Origin of the sequence: Pseudoalteromonas sp. CO325X (assembly GCF_004208955.1) — a bacterium.
Classification (GTDB): Bacteria; Pseudomonadota; Gammaproteobacteria; order Enterobacterales; family Alteromonadaceae; genus Pseudoalteromonas; species Pseudoalteromonas ruthenica.
The window spans coordinates 48,698-67,637 of the sequence record NZ_SGPG01000019.1 but is presented as its reverse complement, the minus strand read 5'-3'; the positions used below and the strand labels follow the sequence as shown (position 1 = coordinate 67,637).

Annotated in this window: 13 protein-coding genes; 5 read left to right on the top strand and 8 right to left on the bottom strand. The window is 46.9% G+C overall.

Going from position 1 to position 18,940, the window contains the following annotated elements:
• Positions 1 to 69 precede the first annotated feature (69 nt).
• Together maiA and hmgA are read right to left on the bottom strand one after the other, a co-directional pair.
• Entirely contained in the window at positions 70 to 696 is a 627-nt protein-coding gene (gene maiA / locus EXT46_RS09790) for a maleylacetoacetate isomerase (protein ID WP_130146984.1), read from the bottom strand.
• Positions 696 to 1,997, bottom strand: coding sequence for a homogentisate 1,2-dioxygenase (gene hmgA / locus EXT46_RS09785; RefSeq protein WP_130146982.1), 1,302 nt, complete (start codon positions 1,995 to 1,997; stop codon positions 696 to 698). Before hmgA ends, maiA begins: the two co-directional genes overlap by 1 nt.
• 103 nt (positions 1,998 to 2,100) lie before the next feature.
• Between hmgA and EXT46_RS09780 the strand changes: the two genes are divergently transcribed.
• Positions 2,101 to 2,547 (top strand): MarR family transcriptional regulator, encoded by a 447-nt coding sequence (locus tag EXT46_RS09780; RefSeq protein WP_130146980.1) that lies wholly within the window; start codon positions 2,101 to 2,103, stop codon positions 2,545 to 2,547.
• Between the two features lie 47 nt (positions 2,548 to 2,594).
• Here the strand turns inward: EXT46_RS09780 and EXT46_RS09775 are convergent, their stop codons facing one another.
• The 3 genes from EXT46_RS09775 to EXT46_RS09765 all read right to left on the bottom strand — a co-directional run bounded on the left by EXT46_RS09775 (position 2,595) and on the right by EXT46_RS09765 (position 10,374).
• Complete coding sequence (locus tag EXT46_RS09775) at positions 2,595 to 5,726, bottom strand: carboxypeptidase regulatory-like domain-containing protein (RefSeq protein WP_130146978.1); 3,132 nt, start codon at positions 5,724 to 5,726, stop codon at positions 2,595 to 2,597.
• 532 nt (positions 5,727 to 6,258) lie between these two features.
• Positions 6,259 to 9,471 carry a TonB-dependent receptor gene (locus tag EXT46_RS09770; RefSeq protein WP_130146976.1) on the bottom strand — a complete coding sequence of 1,071 codons (3,213 nt, stop codon included), beginning with the start codon at positions 9,469 to 9,471 and terminating at the stop codon, positions 6,259 to 6,261.
• 78 nt (positions 9,472 to 9,549) lie between these two features.
• Positions 9,550 to 10,374 (bottom strand): S1/P1 nuclease, encoded by an 825-nt coding sequence (locus EXT46_RS09765; RefSeq protein WP_130146974.1) that lies wholly within the window; start codon positions 10,372 to 10,374, stop codon positions 9,550 to 9,552.
• A 260-nt stretch (positions 10,375 to 10,634) separates the two neighbouring features.
• Between EXT46_RS09765 and EXT46_RS09760 the strand changes: the two genes are divergently transcribed.
• Both EXT46_RS09760 and EXT46_RS09755 read left to right on the top strand, forming a co-directional pair.
• Entirely contained in the window at positions 10,635 to 11,477 is an 843-nt protein-coding gene (locus EXT46_RS09760) for a PhnD/SsuA/transferrin family substrate-binding protein (protein ID WP_130146972.1), read from the top strand.
• Positions 11,474 to 12,463 carry a hypothetical protein gene (locus EXT46_RS09755; RefSeq protein WP_130146970.1) on the top strand — a complete coding sequence of 330 codons (990 nt, stop codon included), beginning with the start codon at positions 11,474 to 11,476 and terminating at the stop codon, positions 12,461 to 12,463. The genes EXT46_RS09760 and EXT46_RS09755 overlap by 4 nt, the downstream gene beginning before the upstream one ends.
• Here the strand turns inward: EXT46_RS09755 and ushA are convergent.
• On the bottom strand, positions 12,450 to 14,069 hold the full coding sequence (ushA, locus tag EXT46_RS09750; RefSeq protein ID WP_130146968.1) for a bifunctional UDP-sugar hydrolase/5'-nucleotidase UshA: 1,620 nt from the start codon (positions 14,067 to 14,069) through the stop codon (positions 12,450 to 12,452). The genes EXT46_RS09755 and ushA overlap by 14 nt on opposite strands.
• A gap of 147 nt (positions 14,070 to 14,216) precedes the next feature.
• Entirely contained in the window at positions 14,217 to 14,459 is a 243-nt protein-coding gene (locus EXT46_RS09745; protein ID WP_346428464.1) for a hypothetical protein, read from the bottom strand.
• Between the two features lie 198 nt (positions 14,460 to 14,657).
• On the opposite strand from EXT46_RS09745, the gene EXT46_RS09740 reads away from it, so the two are divergent.
• Positions 14,658 to 15,392 carry a peptidylprolyl isomerase gene (locus EXT46_RS09740; RefSeq protein ID WP_130146966.1) on the top strand — a complete coding sequence of 245 codons (735 nt, stop codon included), beginning with the start codon at positions 14,658 to 14,660 and terminating at the stop codon, positions 15,390 to 15,392.
• 56 nt (positions 15,393 to 15,448) lie between these two features.
• On the opposite strand, the gene EXT46_RS09735 is transcribed toward EXT46_RS09740, so the two are convergent.
• Positions 15,449 to 15,862, bottom strand: coding sequence for an MAPEG family protein (locus EXT46_RS09735; RefSeq protein WP_022945198.1), 414 nt, complete (start codon positions 15,860 to 15,862; stop codon positions 15,449 to 15,451).
• Between the two features lie 190 nt (positions 15,863 to 16,052).
• Between EXT46_RS09735 and EXT46_RS09730 the strand changes: the two genes are divergently transcribed.
• Entirely contained in the window at positions 16,053 to 18,938 is a 2,886-nt protein-coding gene (locus EXT46_RS09730) for an insulinase family protein (protein ID WP_130146964.1), read from the top strand.
• The last annotated feature ends 2 nt before the right edge of the window (positions 18,939 to 18,940 follow it).

Sequence of the window (18,940 nt, the reverse complement as noted above, 5' to 3'; positions counted from 1 at the left end):
GGTTTCTCCGAGGTGTAATCGTTATGTCAAAGCAACAGACACAATTGTGATACCTGTTGCTTTGCGTGTTTAGGTGGCATCCACCTGTTGCTGCGGCGCTGCATCAGCAAAGGCTTTGAGCGTATTACAGTGCTCATAGACAGCCATGATTTTGGGGTAACGGTCCATATCGACCTTAAACCGCAGCGCGTTAAACACTTGAGGTACCAGGCAGATGTCGGCAAGTGTTGGCGCACTGCCAAAGCAAAATGGACCCTCGCCGAGCTGACTTTCAAGGCTGTCAAAGCCGGTCACTATCCAGTCTTGATACCACTTGGTTTTCTGCTCATCACTGACATTGAGCTCTGCTGTTAAATACTTTAGCACACGCAGATTGTTGATGGGGTGAATATCGACGGCAATGGCATATGCCAGAGCGCGAATTTGTGCTTTTTCCCAGGCATCACCACTAACCAGCGGCGCCTGCGGGGCTATTTCGTCCAACCACTCTAAAATAGCCAGTGATTGACTAAGTACGCCTTGCTCGGTTTCAATGGCAGGTAGCAAGCCTTGGGGGTTTTTACTGAGATAGGGCTCGCCACGCTGCTCGGATTTGAGCAAATTGACCGGTACAATGTCATGCTCCAGCTCCTTTAAATTTAGTGCAATGCGCACGCGATAAGCCGCCGATGAGCGAAAATAACTGTATAGCTTCATTATTTCTCTCCGTTAAAGTGTTTTTTTATCCCTTTCCAGCAATCAAGATAGTTGCTTTGGCGCTCTTTGCCAGTTAACGCGTACTTTGTGGGGGCAATGATATAGCGGGATTCAAACATAAAGGCTAAGGTGTTTTCATAGCGAACCGGCTCAAGCTCGCCCTGGCTTGCCTTGTCGAACACTTCAGCTTCTGGGCCGTGTGGTGACATGCAATTGTGTAGGCTCGAGCCACCTGGCACAAAGCCCGCTTCTTTCGCGTCATAGGTGCCTTTAATCAGACCCATAAATTCACTCATGACATTACGGTGGTAATAGGGTGGTCTAAAGGTGTGCTCGGCGACCATCCATCGCTCAGGGAAAATAACGAAGTCAACATTGGCCACTCCAGGGGTGCCTGAAGGAGAGGTCAATACCGTGAAAATGGATGGATCTGGGTGATCGAAACTGACCGTGTTCATGACATTAAAACGTGACAGGTCATATTTGTATGGCGCGCTGTTACCGGTCCAAGCCACCACATCCAGTGGTGAATGAGTGATATCTGCTCGATACAGTTGGCCGCTAAATTTGGCCACCAATTCAAAGTCACCTTCTTTGTCTTCAAATGCAGCGACAGGGTATTGGAAGTCGCGGTCATTGGCATAGCCATTGGCGCCCACTGGACCGCGCTCGGGGAGAATATAGGGGTGGCCGTAGTTTTCGCAGATATAACCGCGCACGGGGCCATCCATTAATTCGACAAGGAACTTCATTCCGCGAGGGATCACCGCGATTTCCCCTGGGACAATTTCGATGATGCCGCATTCTGTACGCAGTTGCAGGCCGCCTTGTTGCGGCACAAACAGCATCTCGCCATCGGCGTTATAAAAGTAGCGCTCATGCATCGAGGTATTGGCCACATAGATATGAATACCAATCCCGGCTTGACCATTGACGCTACCGTTAGCTGCCATGGTCACCAAACCATCAATAAAGTCGGTATGCTCAACGGGAATATCGATTGGATCCCAACGCAGCATAGTCGGTGGAGTCGGCACTTCGGTGATGGGGGCACTGCGCAGTAAGCCATTGTCCAGGGGTTGATAATCTCCTTGAACCACCGATGGGCGAATACGATATAGCCAAGAGCGACGATTGTCGGCGCGCGGCGCGGTAAACGCGGTTGTCGAGAATTGTTCAGCGTAAAGGCCATAGTTGACCTTCTGTGGGCTGAATTGACCAATTGGCAAGGCATCGGCAAGGGCTTCGGTGTCAAACTCATTGCCAAAGCCGGTCATGTATTGCAGTGTATGTTTGCTCATTAGTAGGCTCCTGTTGTATTGTTAGTCAACATACTCTCATGTGAGAGTAATTTCAAACATCACGCACAGGGCGGGTGTAACATAAATTTTACGTGTAAAGTCGATGCCATTTGATTTAAATAACTTCATCCCCTATCTGCTTACCTTGTCTGGGGCTAAAGTCAGCGCTGCTTTTGCCTCTGTTTATCAAGATTCATTATCAACTCCCCAATGGCGCATTATGTGTCATTTAAGACAACAGAAATCAGGCCTAACGTCACGCCAACTATGCGACTATGCGTTATTAGACAAATCAACGGCATCGCGGGCAATTAATGGTTTGCACGCACAATTGTGGGTTGAGGTGCAGCCTTGTGCTGAGGATAAGCGCGCCAAACAAGTGCGCTTAACGCCTTTGGGCGAGTCATTGATGGATAAGTTAGAGGCGAGGGCTTTGCAGTGGCAACAGGGCTTGATAGCCGAGCTGAGCGCAAAGGAACAGGCCTTGTTGAAAGGTTGTTTGCAGAAATTAAACCGCGCTGCAGAGGCGAGTGCCAGTCGTCAGGCATAAAAAAGGCCCACTTTATGTGAGCCTTCTATTATCGTGTTTACTAATTATTAGAATGTATAGCGAACACCGATGCGCATTTCCCACAGTGACGCATCGCGTTGTACAGACGTGTCTTGGTTGCCATCGTTAAAGCCGGTATAAACATAACGACCATTGCTGTCGATATTCATATCAACCATACGGTTGCCTACGAATGAGCCTTTTTTGTAAGTGCCCCAGTCGTCGTTTAACAGGTTAGTTAGGTTGTCGATGACAAAGAACACTTCACCGTTGTGGCCTTCTGCGAAGCCAGGCAGCTGTTGCGTTACTTTCAAATCAAACTTCACGTACCACTCGGCATTTTCAGAGTTACGATCGGTCACTGAGCCACGCTTCAAGCCTTCTTCTTCGATGAATGCATTGAACGCAGCGAGGTCTTCGGCACTCATGTCATAAACAACGTTTGGATCGTTTTCCAACGGTACGTACAGTAATTGGCGTGAACCATAACCATAGTTGTTGAAATCGCCGAACTGGCTGTCTGCGGTATCAAATACGTAGCTGTAAGGTAAGCCTTCGCTTGCTTGACCGAGTAGGTTGAAGCGAGTTTCGTAACCATCGAAGAACTCTTGGGTGTAGCCAAGGCGCAACGTAAAGCGGTGCGGTACTTCGTAATCTGAAGTGGCCGGTCCTGGCATACCCGGATTGGTGGTTGCGAAGTTACTGTAGTTCGATGCCGCCACTGAGCTATTCATTGGGTTTACATCTTCTGAATCAGTAAATGCATAGGCCACAGTGAAGTCGATGCCGTTATCGTAGGACTTGCTTAGTGCTGCCGAGATAATGGTTGATTCGCCATCATCGCCGTCCACATTGGTGAGCATGTACTCTTGGTTACGACCTTCAATGCTTTCGAAGATAGGACGACCATCAAAGGTTGTTTCGCCGCTATCACGTAAAGCGATGTCTTGTAGGTACGCTGAATCTTGTTTTTGCGTGTGCAATACATCTAGGTTAACAACATAGTCATTTTCGAAGGTGTACGTAGCACCGACTGAGTACTTCCACTCTGACGGGATTTCAAAATCAGGGTCGATAGAGTGAGTTGCTGAATCACCTGCGCCTGGTGTGGTTGCCGCGATTTCATCAAACAGTGACTGTGGTACGCCGTAACCCGGAGTGTCACCATTGGTCATTGCAGTATTGAACAGATCTACACCAGATGCGCTCAACTGAATTTGTGTTACACCGTCGTTTTGGTAAGCACTTGAAGCCCATACGTTCGGGTTACCACCTGAGTAAAGACCGAAACCAGCGCGAATCTCAAGGGCATCGTCTACGAACCAGTTAAAGCCAACACGCGGTTGCAACAAGTCGACGCCATCTAGGTTTTGCTGGTTAGAGAAACCATAGCGATTTTCAAATTGCGCATTAAAGTTTGGATAGTCGTCACTTTGGTATTTGTCATAGCGTAAACCAAACAACAAGGTCGCATCGATATCAGTGAAACTATATTCGTCTTGAACGTATAGAGTATGCACTTGGTATGAGAATTCTGCCGCTAAGTCGTTCGGATTGTTGCTGCCTGCTGCGTTATAATAATAAACGCGATCAGCGATACCTTGCTCATAATCTTCGATTGAGTCGAAGCGGAACTCACCTTCGGTGTGCTGTACGAAAAGGTTGAACACGTTCAAATCTTCATACTCATAACCGGCAGTAATAGTGTGCTGGTCAAGGTAATAAGTACCTGAGATTTTCGCAGTCAGGTTATCCCAGTTAAGGTCGTTTGACTGACGTGAATCATCCGGGCCGATGTATACAGTGTCGTCATTGGGGCCGTAGCTGATTTGGAATTCACCGAAACCGCTAGCCGCATCAAGTGACTCTTGGCGAGCATCTAGGTCTGACTTGCCGATACGCACTTCAGTTGAGAAGTTGGCCGACCAGTCTGAGTAAAGTGAACCGACGATAGAGTAGAACTCTGCGCCACGCTCGTAGAAGTGACTAGAAAATGCCAATTCGTCGTTGTCAGCATCGGACTGTGAAAGATCAAAACCATCGTTGTAGTTATACACTACACTGGCGCGGTGATCTTCGTTAATGTTCCAGTCTAGTTTTACCAACAGCTTTTCATCTTCGATAGGCATGCTGCCTGGCGTTCCGCCGATATCGTAGTTATAAACATCGCTGGTGATTTGGCGAATGCGGTCGATATCTGATTGGCTGATATTACCATTGTCGATAGGACCGTAATCGAACTGTTTTACCCCTTCCAACTTCTCGTAAGAGGTGAACAAGAATAGCTTATCTTCAATCAGTGGCATGCCCACATTAAAGCCGTAGCGTTTTTCGGTGTAGTTGCCGTTATCAATGTCGCCATCGATTTCGTCGATGCTGTCGCCTTTCATCGAGTCATTGGTGTAATCAAAGAATACGCCACCGTGCAACTCATTGGTACCAGATTTAGTAACTGCGTTGATGTTACAAGAGGTAAAACTGCCGTACTGAACGTCAAACGGGGCCATTTCAACGGCGACTTGCTCTAGCGCGTCAAACGAGAACGGCTGGCGCACCGTTGGGTAACCATTTGAATTCAAACCAAAGTTGTCGTTCATACGAACGCCATCAAGGGTTAAGCTGTTAAAGCGCGGGTTAGCGCCACCACAGTGAATCGCGTCGCGGCTATCGTCCACATAAATACGTGGGTCGGCACGGACAATATCTTTAATATCACGGTTAATGGCTGGTGCTGATTCTAAATCTGCTTGAGTAAAAGTCGCGGCCGGGCCGGTGCCACCTGAAAATGAACTAATAGGACGGCCGGTGACTACGATTTGCTCGATATCGCCTTTCGCTTGAAGTTGCACTGTTACTGGGTACTCTTTACCCAGTGATAGATAAACATTTTCAACGACTTGGTCTTCAAATTTATCTGAGTCGATCAGTACATTGTATGGGCCGCCAACGCGCAAGCCTTTGGCGCTAAAGTAGCCAGCATCATTGACTACAGCGGTCTTTGCAGAGCCTGTCGGCAAGTGAATAATGGTCACTTCAGTGCCTGCAGCCGGGTTGCCGTTTGGTCCAGTGATTTGACCTTTGACTGAGGATGCGGTTTCGTTAGCAAAAGCACCTGAAGACATGCCCACAGTAGCGGCAATGGCCATCGACAGTGCCGATTTCCTAAGTTGCATTTTCATGTTGTTTTCCCGTGTTTAAGTGTCATTAGTTAGACGGTCATTAATTATCGTAAGATATTAAAAACTATTATTGTTACCGTGGTATTGCGAAAAGCTAAAATTGCACATTTTATTGCAAAAATAAGCCCTTAACTCGCTCAACGGCGTGACTCTTATTGTTACTTGCTTTAAATATATTAACAGCTAAGCCTAGTTCATCGACTCATAGATGCCAGTATATCGACACACTCTGATGCGCTTAGCTTAGTGGCTGTTGAAAGTGGGTGAATTGTACCCATCATAGCCAGCTTAGTCACTCTTTTTCAGCAAATTAAAGGCCATTTGTCCGCTTTAGATTGAACTTTGTTTATAAACTGTAAGTTGCAGTATTAACCAGCAGCGGCAGGTATATATCGTCGGGAGAGGCGGTTGCATAAAAGCACACCAGAGTGTCAGGGGTATAATGATCACGAATAACCCTAGGGAGGAGGGAAGTCAAGGTATAAAAAAGCCCACCGAGGAGGTGGGCTTGAGGTTGCGATTTTCTAACTAATTAGAAAGTGTAGCGTACACCAATCTTAGCTTGCCAACCCGACGAACTCTGTGAAATAGAGTTGTAGTTACGAGTGTCGAAGCCATTGTGGCGACGGTCAATGATGATGCGGCCTTCTTTATCTAAGCCACCAAAGTCATAAACTGCTTGGTCTGAATAGCTTAGGCGCTTTTCTACGCCCCAATCATCATTAAGTAAGTTGGCGAAGTTCTCAACCATCACGTAAAGCTGGCCTTTGTGGCCTTCGGCAAACCCAGGGATTTCTTGCTTGAAGCTTACATCCATGGTGGTTACCCAAGGTTGTGTGCCGGTGTTACGGCCAATGATCTCACCACGTTCAGAAATGCCTGCTTGATTAAGCAAAGTTTCTAGCTCATTCCACGTCACCTGTGACTCATCCCAGTTGACCGCTGCGTCATCAGCGCCTGATGGAATATAGGCTAGGTAGGCTGAGTGGCTTTGGAACTCGCTACCGATATCGCCGAAGTCGTAATCATTGTAGAAGCCCATTGAGTGGCTGTAAGGACGACCCGAACGACGCTCGAAGAACATGTTGAACTGTGATTCATAGCCTTCAAAGAACTCGGTCTTGTAGCGAAGGTTAATTTTAAAGCTGTGCTCTACTTCATAGTGACCACGGCCCACAGTATCAATATTGCGGCTCTCGACTAGCGCATGCTTATAGTTACTGATGGCGCGTGATGATGAACCAGGCGCTACTTCAGTGATATCTTGGTGCGCGTAGCTCACAGACGCATACAGACCGTTGTCCCACTCTTTAGCAAGTGCCGTGGCTAGGATCACTGAGCGACCGTTTTGGTCAGCATTGGTCATCATGATGTCGTAATTTTCTTCACGCTCACCATCGTAACGGCTCTCGTAAATCACCCGACCATCAGCTGATTCACCCACTGGAACCAAAGCGGTATTGTGCCATACTGCTTCGTTTTCCTTTTTGTGATAAACCGCTTCACCGGTCCAGCTAAAGCCATCACCTAGTAGCTCTGAATCAAACTCATATTCAAAGCCAAGTTGAGCACGAATTGAAGACGGTAATTCAAAGTTAGGGTCGGTGTAGTTAGTGCTTCCTGCGCCTTGAGTCATAGAAGCTTGGATTGCTTCAGGTACTCGGGTGATATCCGCTTCAACACCGTCTTGTGAATAGTAATCAGCAATCGCTTGCGATGTGGCTGCTACATAAGTTAGACCATCGTTTTGGTATGGATTGTTATACCACACGTTTGGAATACCGCCTTGGAAGCGACCTACGCCACCATTGATGGTGAGGTTCTCGGAGGCGTAGTATTTAAAGCCAACGCGCGGCAGAATGATGTCTAAGCCATCAAGGTTCTCTTGGTTTGAGTACCCATAAGTGGCTAGGAAGTTTTCGTTTAGCGTGGGCTTATCATCTGATGATAAGCGCTCATAACGAAGACCGACAGTAAGTTCCAACTCATCAGTGGGGTAGAATTTGTCTTCAACATACACAGCAAACTGATTACGGCGTGCGTCATAAGCCGTGTCATCGGCGTTATTAGTGTAGGCATTGCTATAATCGAAGTCATAGTCACCGTCGTAGTAACCGACTTGGCGGTTTTGGAAATGTTCGAGTTTATCAAATTCCCACACACCTAATGAACCCGCTGCGAATAGGTTGTATAGGCGCAGTGACTCATACTGAGCACCAAAATTGATTTCGTGGTCACCCCAGAAGTAAGTACCATCGAAGGTCAGGGTGAGGTTTTCCGTTTCCGATTGGTTTTTATGACGATATTCATCGGTGCCGAACTGATAGGCTGGGCCGCGATAGTATTCTTCTACCTTAACACTACCAATGCTTGAGTTGGTGAGGCTGTCGCTACTGACATCTTTATAGGCAATGCCAATTTCGGTTGAGAGATTACCTGACCAATCTGAGTATAGCTTAGCGGCAAAGTTGTTAAACTTGGTTTCGTAGGTATAACGGCTCGAGGCCAACATTACTGTATCGCCGCCGGTACCGTAGTTTCGCTCGTCGGCGTCATCTTGCCATTGGTAGGTGAAGTCAGCGCGGTGATCTTCAGCCACGTTCCAGCTTAGTTTTACCAGTAAGCTGTCGTTGGTATCTTCCGGGTCGCCACCAAGCTCATCACTCAGACCGTAGGTGCTGTCTAGTACAGAAAGGAACTCATTAAAGCTTTGCTCTGTGGTATCGTACTCGTGCGTTGCACCTGAGCCTTCAAAACCATAGTCCATTTCCAGTTCACTGGCCCAGCTGTTGTAGTTCACAAAGAAGAATAATTCGTCTTCGATGATGGCGCCACCGGTGCTGATCCCGAAACGCTTTTCAGATTGAATCGGGTCTGACTTGGTTGTTTCGAAGGTGCGGCGACCATTCTCGTCGAGTGCCGGTCTTCCATCTGCGTATACCTGAGAAATACTCTCTACTTCTCCAGCAAGACTTGGGTTAGTGAATTCATAGAAACCGGTGAATTCAAACTCATTGCTTCCCGATTTAGTTACCGCGTTGATAACACCACCGCCAAAGTTACCTTTTTTCGCTGAAAACGGTGAGGTATCCACCGACACTTGTTCAATAGCGTCTAGCGCAACAGGTGGCTGCTCAGTGGGGTAACCGCCATAGTTCAAGCCGAAATCGTCATTTTGGCCGATGCCATCAACAGTTAAGCTGTTACTTCTTGGGTTGCTACCGGCAATGGTTAGCTCGCCGCTACCATTAATGCTTGCTAACGGGTTCAAACGAGCAATATCTTTGATATCGTTATTAAAGCTCGGAGTGTTAGCAATTGTGTCTTGGCCAAATACGCTGCTTGAACCGCCTGCTTTTTGCAAAATACGGTAGCCTGATACTTCGATACGCTCAACGTTGATAGGCTCAAGCTGAGAAGTCACTCGGCGAGTTTCACCTAGTTCAAGGTAGATGTTCTCCAGCTCTGCATCACTGTATTTATCTGAGTCAATGAGGATGCGGTATGGACCACCTACACGCAAACCCTTGGCGATGAACGCGCCAGAATCGTTAGTCGTAAAGGTGCTCACCGTGCCGGTAGGCTCGTGAATCACTGAGATTTGCACGTTAGGTGCAGCATCGCCTTTAGGCGTGGTGATCTTACCGCGCATTGATGATGAAGTATCGGCTGCGAAAGCGTTTGCTGACACGCCCAAAGCGAGTACGAGCGCGCCGGCCACTTTCGTTAAGCGAACGTTTTTCATTATGTTGTTTCCCGTGTTTTGTTTCATTGGTTAAACAGTGTGTAATCGAGTGATTATTTTTATTGTTATTAATTCGGTCTATTGTTGTCCGTATAGCGCGTTAAGCACGGCTGCTAGGCGTACACCCGCACGTTGCAGTTGTTGCTCCATCACTGGACGATAGGTAAATAAGTAGTCGTAGCTGACTTGCTCACCGGTATTGGCGTAAATGTCTTGCGCTAATTGGTGAGACTCAATGAGCCACTTTTTAATATCCAGGTCTTTATTTATTGCCTTGATATCAACGCAGCATAGGAAGTCTGCGTATTCGGAATATGACAACTTTTGGCTCTCAACAAGGTCGGTATCCCATAAACGATGTAAATTGGTTTGCTCACGAAAGAAGGTGACATCGATGCGGTTACCGCCTCGGTCCTCGGCATTACCGACATGCATAGGTTGATGAATATCGCCAATAATATGAATTAAAAAACGCAAATAGAATTGCTGCTGTTGTTGGCTTGTTTTTGGCGAGCGCAGTGCCTTCATAGCTGTTAGGATGGCTGTGTAGGCGTCTTTTACATCATGCTTGTGTTCTTTTGCTGAGAAGTGCTGGTGCGTAAATTCCTCAACGGAGTCGATAGTGATGTAATGCCAAGGGCTGGCCTGCTTTTGCCAGAATGTATCGGGGGAAGAGCGCATTTCATCAGCCCAAGTACTGACTCTGGCCATACTGTGGCCCGCTAAAATGGTAGACACCTGTTGCTTTGCATCAGCATCCAAATGGTGCTCAGCAATGGCTCCTACAATACGATGACCGTTGGCGCCCCAAGCGCTCACTTTCGTTGCGAAAAAACTAACAAAAGCGAGGGTGCAAATAAGCGTCAATTTGCTCAGATGCGTATAATTGAACTGTAAACTCATTGTTGTTGTCACGTTACTGGCTTGCTTAAGTGAAGGCAAATTGTCCGGATTTTTAAGCGAAAAAACAGGACTTGATGGGATTCATAATTACTTGTTAATAAAGTATATAAAACAAATGCTTATGGTTTATAAATAAAATTACCTATTGCAATAAGTAATTATAATTGTTGAAATAGTAATTGAATTCAATAAAAGCAGCACAAAAGCCCGTGACAAGCATATTTAACAGACGTGACACTGCGCTTATCCTGGTTACATTAATGGTACTGGCGTTAACTAGTTACCTTATCGGAACAATGCGTTTTACCTTGGCAACCACGCAACTGGGTAATGTTATAGAGACTCACTACAGTTGTAATACCACCCAGCCGGGAAATAAAACGCAGCTTACGTTGTTTGCCCCAAGCGAAAATGTCGTCAAACGATTGGCTCAATCGCTATGTAAGGACACCACTGTGTCTAAGCAATACGGCGCTGTCCAAGCTTTTTGGGGAGGCTCTTCTGAGTTTGAGGTGAATGTGCTGGGAAAAGGTCTAGCGGATTTAATCCTTGCGAAGGAAAACCTCTTCAGTGCCTTTACCGCCCATGAAACCTATGGCTACTCGCCCCTTGTCGGTTATCCTTCATACACGGCCTACTTTATTGCGAGTAAAGAAAAACCGCGTTTAGAGAAAAGCTACTTTCTTGATAAGCGCATTGGCTTAATTGAATATCCCACCAGTCGCTCCGGTCACATTATGCCCAAGCAAGTGTTCAAGGAGCTTGATATTAATATGAATAGCCTGAATATCACTTTTGTGAACTCGCACAGTGCGTTGCGAGATAAGTTAGCGCTAGGTGAAGTGGATATCATTAGTTCCTATTGGCAACAAGCAGATAACGAGCGCTTTTCTGCAAACTATATAACCGCAATCAGTGACAATATCAGTGGTAGCCATTGGTTTTTACGCCAAGCCAGTGACAATCCTGACTTAGCCTGCGCTATTCAGGGCGCTATTTTAAGTCAAGCAGAAGAGCAATCGGCACAATACTTTAAACAAGCCAAACCTTATTGGCAATGCAGTGATTCGGCACCCGCAACATTTCAAGGAGAGCCGCTGTGAGAGCGATTAAAATTGCGTTGCTAAAGCATGTGCACAGCTGGGTTCGGCACTTTAATGCCAATATCGCCACGGTATTATTTGCATGTTTGGCTATGATTATCGCTTACTGCAGTTACGCAGTGGGGGCATTGAATAGCTGGCATCATCAACAGCAACAAGCGATAGCCCAGGTCAAAACACGCATCGCCCTGGATGCTCAATACATTGGACTACCCAATAGGTTGTTGGAGGTACCGGGCGATCGCAAGCGCGTGGTGCATTATCTCAAGCAGCTCAACACTCACCTCGCATCACAAGGTTACGCAATTCAAGTGCATGCAATAGCGGGTACTACGATCGGGAATGAGACAAGCAATCTTGAGAGCTTCAACCTCGTTCGCACAGGTGGGGAAACGTTCACCGTGACGCTGTCACCAGCGGTGATGCCTCTAGCCCAGCTATTGAGCCCTTGGCCTATACTCATCGTGCTGCTGCTGTCTGTCGCCATGCGAGCGTGGTTTAAAACCCTCCAAAGCAAATTAGATAAAGCGCGAGAAGCGGGTACGCCGATACTTGAGCGCAAGCGCCTACTTATTGATTTAGCGGATAAAAGCTTACGCTATGGTGAGCAGGGCAGGCAGGTGCAATTAGCGAACAAGCCCCTTTGTTTTTATCTGGCGCTGTTGGAATTTGGCATTGAATACCCTGAGGTGACGTTAAATCAAAATAAAGAGGTGCCACAAGAGCTATTGGATTTGGCTCATAAGTATTTTGGCCGCCTTATCGATTTAGGACACACGATTAGAAAGCGCCCCAACTTTGGCAATAGTTTAGAGAAAACGCTGAGTGAAATTCGTGCTGCACTGGATGAAGTGTTTGCAGCAGACTCGCAAGATAAAGAACCTTATTTTCCGCCTAAAGCCCATGGTGAAGGGTCACGCTCGCGTGTCCATCACTATGGGCTTAGGGCCATCAATGACGATGATTTTGAGGTTATTGGCAAGTAACCGGATGAGGCACTTTCATTGCCTTAATTGGGCTGTGCTTGCTTACATAGTTGCTCAAAATACTGGCATCTGAGTCGCCAGTGTCAACGAAGCGGGTGTCGGTGTTTAAACGCGGATAGCCATCGCCACCTGCCGCATTGTAGCTATTGATACTCATACGATAGGTCTTATCTAGCTGTAACGGCTGACCGTCAATGCGCACTGATACCAATTCATCCCCCTCGCACACCGGCGCCACTTGGTTGAAGTGGGCATAGGCGCCAGAATCGACAGGGTATGATGCGACTTTACTGATGTATGCAAAAGCCTCACGACCACTAAATTCAATGTAGCCAATGCGGTTTTTAAACGGGTGTACACGGAGAATATCTTTGTAATCGATATCTCCTTGGCTGATTGAGTCACGAATACCGCCGCCACTAATGACTGCAAAATCAGCATCGACATGATTCATTTGAGCTTGGGTGATCAGCTGTCCTAAATTCGTCTGTCCAAAGCGAACTTTGTTTCTGTCGCCTTGAAGGTGAACTTCGGTATGCCCTAAAGTCACGCTTAACTTTTCTTGGCCTTTTTGCTGATAAGGAGTTAAAAAGTCGAGCATTTCTTGGTCTTTGTTGATGTAATCACCGACCCATTCACCGGTCGCATCTTTAAGGTTTACTGGGATCAGCTCGTAGCTTTCAAGAGTCAACTCTTCATCTAGCAGTTTAAATCGGGCATGACCCACATACTTGCCCCATTCATGGGCTTGCATGATCCAAATACCGTTTTGATTATCTGGCTGGCAGGGCATGCCTGGGCGGTAATCATCATTGTTGCTGTTCTGTGCCGTCATGCACACTGGTTCTTGGGAATGGCCGCCGATGATCATATCCACCGCCCCTTTGGGTAAGTTGCGAGCCAAGGTTACATCGCCGGGCGCGTTAATGCCGTGTTGAGCATTGCTGTAGTGGCCCATGTGCGTGACGGCAATAACGATATCAGGGTTGCGACGCTCAATTTTAGGAAGTATGTTTTTGGTCGCGGTTGCGGGCTCAATAAAATCAAAATTACCGATAAAATCAGGGTTCGCAATCTTCGCTGTGTCGGTGGTGGTCAGGCCTAAAATAGCGATATTTAGATTATCTCTTTGTAACAGCGTATAAGGAGTGTAAGCAGGCTCGCCATTGCGTTTATCGATAATATTTGCGCTCAGCAACGGAAAGTCGGCCCAACGCTGCTGCTTGTCTAATACCGCTAATGGGTTATCAAACTCATGATTGCCAATGGCCATGGCATCGTAGCCTAACAATGTCATAGCTTTAAAATCAGGTTCCGCTTGTTGTAAGTCAGACTCAGGAATACCAGTATTGATATCCCCCCCTGAGAGCAACAGCACGGTATCGCCTCGTTGTTTAGCTTGTGCGCGCAATTGTTTTAGTAATGTTGCGCGCGCGGCCATACCGTATTCACCTTTATCGTTTTGCCAAAAACGGCCATGATGATCGTTAGTATGAAACACACTAATATAGTGCGCTTGTGCGGAGTTGGAGTGTAGCTCGGGTGTCGGCGTGGAAGCAGAGCATGCACTGAGCAGTGTAAGCACTGAAAGAGTAATTAGGCGCACAGGGGATTCCTATCGGCGATTATCATTGCGCCTGATTTTAATTAAATTTTATGACAATTTCACTAGTCTGAGACGGACAGTGCAAATCTGCCTGTTTATCCCCCAGTTAAGATATTTGTTGAAGCAACCGGGCTCAGCCGCAACAGATCAGCCAGTTAACTCACTGTGCTGGCTTGCATAAGACGAGACGCTGGTCAGTGCCGCTTGTTCACGACGGCGTAACTCAGCACGTGCTACGGGTGCTTGATGATGATTGACACCAACCATCCAGTTTAAAAACGATGCAGGCACTTGGCGGTACGACTCGCCCTTGTGGACACCAAAGTCGCAAATGAGGTTGTTGCTGTTATCCATAGTTGTTGTTTTTAGCTGCTCAAATGATATGCACATAGTAGAGAACTCTTGATAGTTTGATAAGTCGAATCTGTTTTAAAAAATCTCAAAAAGATACTTTATAGTTATATGTTGTTAACCAATTTGTAACTGGGTTTTACCCCCAGGTATCAATTTGTTGTTATTCACTGTGCCTCATGGAAGCATGGCCTGAGTCAATGTAAAGTGGCTTAAAACAACAATATAGGAAATCCCATGAATAAACTTATTGGCTTTGGTCTGGTCGCAGCGGGGCTTACTCTTGCGAAACCTGTTCACGCGACTATCGTTGAAATGCAAACCTCCCAAGGTAGCATTCAAATTAACCTCTTTGATCAGCATGCACCAAAAACAGTGGCTAATTTTCTAGGTTATGTTGAGCGTGGCGATTATCAGTTTAGTTATCTGCATCGCTCCGAGCAGGATTTTATTGTTCAGGGCGGCGGGTTTATTTACGATGGCGGAGCCGTGGCCATTGAATCCCAGGGGACGGTAGATAATGAGCCTGTGCTATCTAATGTTGCTGGCACCATCGCCATGGCTAAACGCAGTGGCAACGCTAACAGCGCGTCAAGTCAGTGGTTTTTCAATGTCGCCGATAACAGTAGTAACTTAGATCTGCAAAACGGTGGATTTACGGTGTTTGGTCAGGTCATAGGTGAGGGGATGGAGGTTGTTAAAGCCATTAATGCACTGCCTACGTGTTCCAGCACGCCGGTCGTTGATTACAGTACTGACGAATGCCAGCAAGGCGCTGAGCTAACGGCAAACAATCTAGTTATTGTTAACGACGTTATTGTCATTGATGATGACCCCAATTCGGCGGCAAACCTGACTCCGGTTGAAAATACATTAATTGATGAACCTGTCGAGTCAGGTGATGATTCAAGCTCAGGTGCATTTTGGTGGTTGTTACCCCTGAGCTTATTGACTCGCTGGCGCCGTGCGTAAGACAAGCCTAGTCGGCGTGCTATAGTATCGATAGCGCGCCGTTTCTTGGGCGGGTACTAAAGCATGCGCAACACTAACATGATCCACATCGCCAGCACGGTGATGCAACCAAACAAAAAGAGGTAGTAACGTGTTTTTAGGTGGTTACTACTAATATGTACCACAGTATGCGCAAGGCGCAGTAGTACAAACCCCCAAGCCAAGGCGGTGAAAGCGTAGCCGGTGGTTTGTGTAATTAATGCAGTGAGCACAGCAACATAAAATAAAACTGGGATTTCGAATTGATTAATAAAGTTACGCCCAGCCACTTGCACTGATTCCGGGGCGTTGTCGAGATCCATAGTGGCAAATTGCTGCATTTTAATTTGTTTGTTGCGTGCGGCAGCAAAACGACGTCGCCCCATTATTACCATCACCACAAGGGTTAACAGTACTTGCGCGAACATTGCCAAAATAAGCCATTGGTGCACGTTAATCTCCCATTACTCGTTATTATTTATACACATCCCAGACAATACCTGAATTACTCTTATTATTCGAGTGCCAGCAAAGATAGTCAGTGTTTTCATACATTGTTACAAACTTGATAGCTTTTTCATTGCATTTTCATCAGTGATTTTTGATCATAAAAGAAAACGTCCACTGATAAGAGACAAATTCATGAAAAAGACATTAGCACTGAGTGCCCTGAGCCTCGCCGTACTGGCTGGTTGTAAAAGTACATCGGCGCCCTTACAAAGCGAACTGGCTCAGCAATTGATCCCGGAAAACTTAGTTGTGAGCCCTAACGACAAGCGGGCCTATGAGACACTGACGTTGGACAATGGCATTGATGTGGTGCTGGTTTCAGACCCCAGTGCTGAGAAATCTGCGGCGGCGTTAAGCGTGGGCGTCGGGCTTTTGCACGACCCCATGTCGCAACAAGGCATGGCGCATTATCTCGAACATATGCTGTTTTTAGGCACTGAACGCTACCCTGATACCAAGGGCTACAGTGACTTTATGACCAAAAACGGCGGTGCTCATAACGCTTATACCTGGCTCGATATCACCAACTACATGTTCAAAGTGAATAACGATGCCTACGCAGAGGGGCTTGACCGTTTCAGTGACTTTTTTAAATCGCCAAAGCTGTACCCTGAGTACACTGATAAAGAGAAAAATGCGGTCAATGCTGAGTGGTCGATGCGCCGAGAAATGGACTTTTTCGGCCAGTTTAAACTCGCGCGCAAAATGATGGGTGAGCACCCGGCAAACCGCTTCCTTATTGGTAATTTAGAGACGCTGGGCGATAAAGAAGGGAGCTCATTACACCAAGAAACAGTTGACTTCTATAACCAGTATTACTCCGCGAATATAATGAAAGTGGCGATGATCTCCAATCGCCCACTCAATGAAATGCGCCAGCTAGCGAAGCAATATTTCGCCAATATCGAAAATAAAAACATTGATGAGCCACAAGTGAATGCTGAACTGGATTTTGATAAGGCAGGCGGCAAACGTATTTACTACAAGCCCAATGAAGATGTGAAACAGCTGAAGCTTGATTTCACGATTAAAAATAACATGGATAAGTTTGCCCTTAAGCCGAATCGCTTTGTGGCCTATTTACTTAGCAATGAAATGCCAGGCTCTCCAGCGCAAATACTGCGTGACAAGGGTTGGGTCTCACAATTAAGTGCCAATGCATCAGCGAACATGTACGGCAATTATGGCGCGTTGTCAGTGGATATTGAACTGACGGATGCGGGGATGCAAAACCGTGAACAAATCGTCGCCACGGTTATGCGATACATTGAGCTTATCAAGGAAAATGGTGTTGATGAGAAGTACTTCGACGAAATTCGAACGTCGCTGAATAACCAGTTTCAGTTCTTAGAGAAAAGCGATGAATTTAGTTATGTTTCTTCGTTAACGCAAAGCATGCAGGATTATCCGCTCACCAACGCAATTAACGCGCCTTACTATTATGGTGAGTTTAATCCGCAGGCAGTGCAGGATGTGCTGGCACAGCTGAATGGCGAGACCTTGCGAGTTTGGTATATTTCTCAGCAAGAGCAAACCGATAGTCAACTGCACTTCTACGACGGCGAATACCGCATTGAAGATATCAGCAGCGAAGAGCAAGCAAGTTGGCAGCAAGCAAGCGAGTTTGCTTTGTCTTTACCCAGCGTTAATCGTCTGCTGCCACAGCATTTTGATATCAAAACCCGAGGCTACGCAGCGCAAACTAAACCGGTTGTGAGCTACGATAAAAACGGTATAAAGATTTGGCAGCAGCCGAGCCAACATTTTGCTGAGCAGCCTAAGGGGTTGGTCGAGGTGTATGTTAATTCACCAGCGCCACAAAACAACATGGCTGCGAAGGTGTTAATGAATTTGTGGGCCGATTTATACAATTTGTCGCAAACCGCGTTGGCAACCGAGGCCTCTATTGCTGGCATGTCGGTAGGCATGGACCCTGGTAACGGGTTTACCCTCACTGTCGGCGGGTTCACCGATAAACAGCCAGAGTTATTGAGTGAAGCGTTAAGCAACTTGCAGGTTGAGGTCGATGAACAAGCATTTAACCAAGCCGTAGACCGCTATGTACGGGCACTAAACAATGCGCAGCAGCAATTTCCTTTTTACCAAGCATTTGATGAGTACTCGAATCTAGTTCGCTCTGGCAGTTACGACACCGAGGCACTAATTGCCAAAGCGCAATCACTTACGGTGGCGGACTTAGAGCAATTGATGAACCAAGTGTTGGCGCATAACACGGTGCGGGTATTTGCTTTTGGTAACTATGATCAAAGCAGTATTGACGTTATTGCCAAAAACATTACTCAGGCGCTGCCGGCGCAAAAAGAAGATAGCCCGTATACGCGTTCTCAGTCTTGGCAACCTAAGCAGGGCGAAACCTATGTTGTTCATAAAGACATAGAGGTGGCTGATGTCGCTATTATTGACATGGTTTATCACCCAACCCCAGGTTATGCGCAAAAAGCAGCAGCGGCGGTATTACAAGGGCATTTCCGCACAGTGGCCTTTGATAAACTGCGCACCGAAGAGCAGCTTGCTTACGCCGTCGGTGCTATTGCTCGTCCACTTGAGGACTATGCCGCCATAGGGTTGTTTATTCAAACTCCGGTCAAAGGCCCGAAGGCTATGCAGGCCCGTTTTGATAGCTTCAAGCAACAATATCAACAAGAGCTTAATGAGATGGATGAGGCGACGTTTGCGCAGCTCAAAAATGCCACTCTCGTGGCGCTCAAAGAGCAGCCAAAAAATCTAAAAGATGAACTTGGACGCCTTATTACCGATTGGTATCGCGAACAGTTTGATTTCAACAGCCGTAGCCAACTGATTGCGGCGGTCGAGCAACTGACGCTTGCAGACATTCAAGCATTCTACCAGCAAACGATGATGAACCCAGAAGCCGCAAGGCTCAACGTGCAGCTTCGTGGCAGTAAATTTGCCGACAAGGACTTCGCTGATTTACCTGAGCAAACCAAGGTGGAATCGGTGGCTGACTTCCAAAAGCAAATCAGCTGGCAGCAGTAGTT